This window comes from Aeromicrobium sp. (assembly GCF_036675695.1).
Taxonomy (GTDB): Bacteria; Actinomycetota; Actinomycetes; order Propionibacteriales; family Nocardioidaceae; genus Aeromicrobium.
In genome coordinates, this window is sequence record NZ_JAKFEL010000119.1 from 1 (window position 1) to 5,017 (window position 5,017).

The following is a 5,017-nucleotide window of genomic DNA, read 5'->3' on the forward strand; positions in this document are numbered from 1 at the left end:
CTCCGACTGACGACGGTGGCGGCGTGGGAGACGAATCTCCAGGGGATACGCCACCACCGTCGCTCCCTCTCGGATATCCCTCCCGATCGGGTTCAGCGGAGGTGAGATCGATCGCGAGCAGTAGCTCAGCGGTTCGTGCTCCCTCTTGCTTTGCTGCTCTTAAGAGGCACTCCCATACCTCAAGCAGCAATGCTGAAATCATACGCCTCGGGTGGTTCATTCCACTAACGAAGCACTAGAAATTGTTGGGGTCCGAGATGGCCCGCCGCCACGGTCCCGACACAACCCACGCGAGCGCAGCAATGAACAGACCTCCGACGAATATGCCGACTGGACCTATCGCAATCCGCAGCGGATAGCCGAGCTTAGGCACGGTCCACAGCACCTTGTCGATCGACGTCTCGTTGTAGACCTGCGAGTCCGGCACAGCATTGCCGTCGCCCTTGAGGGTGAACTGGATGCTGCTGCCGTACGGGTCGACTGTCACGACCCGATGGGTGATGCGTACGCCGGCGCGGTTCTCAACGCTGATCACGTCACCGACGGCGACCTCCCCTGCCGATGCGGCGCGGGCGATCACCAGATCGCCGCGGTTGATCTCGGGCGCCATTGAGTCGGACCGGACCACAATCGGCGTCAGGTCGAAGATGGCGATGACAGCTGTCGCCACGATGCACACGAACCCGAGCGAAGCGGCGATCGTGATCGGGGTCGTCCGTGTCGGCCGCCAGTCGCGCAGTCTGGTGACAATGTTGCGGCGGGCACGGTCGGTCACCACGTCTATCCCCTGTTCGGACGATCCAAGCGCATTGGGAGATGCACGGACCCGAGTATGGCTGATCCGTGCCGTTACTTGGAGTCAGCTACGAGTCAGGCGTGTCCGCACCTGAAGGCAGCGCCGATGATGATGATGCTGGCGCGCCGGACCGGAGTCGTTGTGGTCGTGGTCGCGACCCACGTGTTGGGAGTGACGAGCCGAGCACGGATCACCACGTTGTAGTTGGTGTTGGTGCCGATCAGGCCCGTGCTGATGTCGAGCGTCACAGTGGCGCCCTGTGCGATTCCAGAACCTAAGGTGCCGCTCGCGGCGAGGTTGTTGTTGTCGGCTCTGCGCAGTTCCCATGTGTACTCGTATCGCGCATTCACCTGCGCCCAAGTCAGGCGAGCGATGTTGCCGAGGACCAGGAAGCCGTCGACGTTTGCACAGGTCGGCTGCGCCTGCGATGTCACGGTGTGGGCGACGACGGTGCCGGAGGTCATCGTCCCAGTGTCGGAGAAGGCTGCGGACGTCCCGGGAACGCCTGGAACGGCGATTCCGACAAGCCCCAACACAGCCAACGCGGTCCCAGCGCGGGCCGCTTTGCGGCGTCCACCTCCACGCGTCCCCCCTCTGGGCTTGAACACAAAGAGGAGTAATCCCGACACTGACGCACCCACCAGGAACAGGGCAGCCGGGTGACGGGCCCAGCCCAGCGCGTGGCCCACATACGGGACATCCACGAACACCCGATCAACGGACGTGACCGTGTACGTCTCGGCATCGGGTTGCTCGTTGGCGTCACCCCGCAGCACCAGCTCTCCCTTGTCGCCGGACAACGTCACCGAGACGACTCGGTGAGTGACCCTCGTTCCTGCCGAGTCCCGAACGCTCACGATGTCGCCGACCGCGACGTCAGTCACCGGTGCTTCCTTGGCGAACGCCAGCGCGCCAGCTTGGATCTCGGGCGCCATTGACCCGGAGCGGAACACAAGAGGCGTGATGCCGCCGAATGCTGATGCGAGCGCCACGACGATGCAGATGACACCGAGGACAGCACCGATGTTCAGCAACGTGTTCCGTATGACGCTTCCAGTACGCGATCGCGACCGTTTGCGTGCGCCATCCGTCATGGCAGCTGCACCGCGTTGAACACGTACGTCGCCGTGCCCGTGGCACTTTGCAGAGCGTTGCCTGCAGATGAATCGAGGGCCACGATCACGCAAACCGTGGTCGATGTGCCTGACGCAAGCGTGACTCCGGGAGTGTCGATGACTGATGAGGAGGCGCCAGACAGGGTCACCGAGCTGGTGCCGACTGTGTTGGCTCCGCACGTCCCGACGCGGTTTCCGTTGCTCGCTGAGCCGGAGTTCGATGCCGCACTCGCGCCGTGCGTCGTGGTGAACCTCAGTCCAGTGGCGAGGGTTCCGCTCGCGGTGGCAGTCGCTGAGAACCGGAACTCTGCGGACCCGTCATTACGTACGGGGAAGCTGAACGCAACGCTCTCCCCGGGGATCAGGCTGCTGGCCGCGAAGGCGGTGTTGTCCCACGTACCTCCCTGGCCGATCAGGGTCGATGCGTTGTTGAGCCGCAGGTCAAGAGATCCGGCCGAGATATCGCCGGCGGTCATCGTGCCCTGGTCTGTCCAGTAGGCCATGGTGCCAACGGCCCCGAATCCAAAGACGAGCCCGAGAGACAACAACGCACGAGTGCGGCCGTGTCCGAACCACCCGCGCTTGGTGGCGCGTCGTCCGCGAGGCGCGCTGTGCCGACCTTTAGTCATGGCGCGACTCCCGCCGGCGCACGAGCCGTACACCGAGGGTCAGCATGACACCGGCGGCAATGACCAACCAGCTTGAAACCTGGGCTCCCGTGCCGGGGAGCAAGTCGTCGCCGGAATCGCCCCCGTCACCTTGAAGTGAGTCGGCGAGAGCCACGGTGAACGTGAGGTCAAGGGTCTTGCTCTGAGACTGATTGGTCGATGCGGGATCGAACGTCGCATTGACATCCACGTGGACCACGTCGTCTTCGCCGATGCTCTGCTGACTGAGGCTCTTGCTGGGTTCACCGTTCTGCAGGTCCACCCAGGTCCCGCCGTCGACACGGACGCGGAGCTCGATGTCGTCATTGCTCAGCAGCTCGTCAGAATCGGCGCTTCGCGCCTCGATCACCATGACCGAATCGCTGGGACCTTGATTGCGTACGTAGAAGGACTCAGTCTCGGAATCACCCGGGACCCACCTGAATGCATCGTCGAACAGTCCGCCGGGCAGCTCCGACGCCCACGTGACTCCATCGCGGCTCAAGCCCAACTCATCGGCCGCATGGGCCGAGGTGCTTCCGAGCAGGAGGAGCGTCATACAGGTGAGACAGGGCCAAACCGACTTCATGACGCCACCTCCTCCGTTGACTTGTGCTGACCGCTACGCCTGTCGCGCAGAGGGCCGATGAACATGTATGCCGCGTAGATCGCCAGGAGTCCGGCGACTCCATAGGTTGCTACCTGGCGCTGGTCGCCTGTCAGAACCTCATTGACGTTCCCGAGGTAGGGCGCCGAGTACCAAAGCTTTCCCTTGACCTGCACCGGCATGACCGGCAAGGCATCGGCAGCACTGTTGGCGTCGCCCTGGGTCGTGAAGATCGTGTCGCCTCCCAGGTTCTGGCCCACTTTGGTGACCCTGTGCGTCACGACTCTGCGCTTGCCCGACTCGAGCTGGTAGGTGATCACGTCGCCGGCGCGGATCTCATCTGAGTCGATCGGCTTGACCACCACGAGCGTTCCGGGCGGGAACGACGGCCGCATCGATCCAGTGAGGATCGTGTACGGCGTCGCCCCCGCTATCCGGGGAACCAGAACGGCCACAGCGAGTACCGCGACGATTGCCACGATGACGGCCCAAGCGACGACCTGCCCTAGCCAGGCCGCCACTGGGCGCATCATTGAGACCTTCAGATCACGGGTGCGGGTCGGCCTGAACGGCGTTGACCACGAGATCATCGAGTGCGCTTGTCGAAACGCCCTGCGCGTCGTTGTCAGCAGAGGCTCCGTAGGGCCAGGCAACCGTGATCGTGACCGACACGGGACCGGAGGCGCTGACAGTGCCGCCACCCGTGAGGCCAGCGGTGATGTCCACGGCGTCACCTGACGTCGTGGCGATGTTGAACGCGGCCTCGGCAGTTGCGACGGACGAGTCGTCGATCTCAACGTCAGCTGAGATGTGATCGCCCGTCATGGTGATGTCGCCGGTGCATTCCTTGGTGATGGTGTCGCCCGGGACGATGAGCTGGACATCGGTGTCCGCTCCCTCGGTCCAGGTTGCGTCACAGTCGAGGTCCGTCAGCGTCAGCGTTCCTGCAGTCACAGTTCCGCCGTCGACGTCACCGTCCGCGGTCCAGTAGGCGAGCGATCCCGCGCCGCCCAAAAGAAGAACGGCTGCCGCAGCCGCCGCGATGGCTCCCTTAGTGGATCTATTCATGATGCTCCCTCAGCTAATCGATCCCGATCGAATTCGACACGGGCTCCCTACCTGAGTGTGACTCCGTACCGGGTCATTCCTGACGCGAAAACTGCGCCACGGCCGAAAGATGGCTCATTGTGACTAGGACACAGCGCTAAGCGACGTGTGGTTTGAGCCTGGCCGCGACTTACCAGCCGCGATCCGCCAGGCGGTGGGGCTCGGGAATCTCATCGACATTGATGCCGACCATCGCCTCACCGAGTCCGCGGGAGACCTTTGCGACGACGTCCGGATCGTCGTAGAACGTCGTGGCCTTGACGATCGCAGCTGCGCGCTCAGCCGGGTTGCCGGACTTGAAGATGCCGGAACCGACGAACACGCCTTCAGAACCGAGCTGCATGACGAGTGCCGCGTCAGCGGGCGTCGCGATGCCACCGGCCGTGAACAGGACGACAGGCAGCTTGCCGGCCTCGGCAACTTCCTTGACGAGCTCATAAGGAGCCTGCAGCTCCTTGGCTGCGACATACAGCTCGTCTTCGCGCAGGGTCTGCAGCTTGCGGATCTCGCCAGTAATCGCCCGAATGTGGGTGACGGCGTTGGAGACGTCGCCTGTGCCGGCCTCGCCCTTGGAGCGGATGAACGCTGCTCCCTCGGTCAGACGACGAAGCGCCTCACCAAGGTTGGTCGCACCGCAGACGAACGGCACGGTGAACTGCCACTTGTCGATGTGGTTGGCGTAGTCGGACGGGGTCAGGACCTCGGACTCGTCGATGTAGTCGACGCCCAGGCTCTGCAGGATCTG

General features: G+C 63.6%; 7 protein-coding genes. All 7 read right to left on the reverse strand.

What is annotated here, in order from left to right:
• Window positions 1-235 precede the first annotated feature (235 nt).
• Window positions 236-775: a signal peptidase I gene (locus V6M39_RS07600; RefSeq protein ID WP_332643199.1), complete on the reverse strand. Its 540-nt coding sequence runs from the start codon at window positions 773-775 to the stop codon at window positions 236-238.
• A 95-nt stretch (window positions 776-870) separates the two neighbouring features.
• On the reverse strand, window positions 871-1,890 hold the full coding sequence (locus tag V6M39_RS07605) for a signal peptidase I (RefSeq protein WP_332643201.1): 1,020 nt from the start codon (window positions 1,888-1,890) through the stop codon (window positions 871-873).
• Entirely contained in the window at window positions 1,887-2,540 is a 654-nt protein-coding gene (locus tag V6M39_RS07610; RefSeq protein WP_332643202.1) for a SipW-dependent-type signal peptide-containing protein, read from the reverse strand. The genes V6M39_RS07605 and V6M39_RS07610 overlap by 4 nt, the downstream gene beginning before the upstream one ends.
• Window positions 2,533-3,117, reverse strand: coding sequence for an LPXTG cell wall anchor domain-containing protein (locus tag V6M39_RS07615; protein WP_332643203.1), 585 nt, complete (start codon window positions 3,115-3,117; stop codon window positions 2,533-2,535). The genes V6M39_RS07610 and V6M39_RS07615 overlap by 8 nt, the downstream gene beginning before the upstream one ends.
• A 26-nt stretch (window positions 3,118-3,143) precedes the next feature.
• Complete coding sequence (locus tag V6M39_RS07620; RefSeq protein ID WP_332643205.1) at window positions 3,144-3,695, reverse strand: signal peptidase I; 552 nt, start codon at window positions 3,693-3,695, stop codon at window positions 3,144-3,146.
• 16 nt (window positions 3,696-3,711) lie between these two features.
• Entirely contained in the window at window positions 3,712-4,233 is a 522-nt protein-coding gene (locus V6M39_RS07625) for an alternate-type signal peptide domain-containing protein (protein WP_332643206.1), read from the reverse strand.
• A 169-nt stretch (window positions 4,234-4,402) separates the two neighbouring features.
• A partial coding sequence (locus tag V6M39_RS07630; protein WP_332643207.1) for a pyridoxal 5'-phosphate synthase lyase subunit PdxS occupies window positions 4,403-5,017 on the reverse strand: 615 nt, incomplete at its 5' end.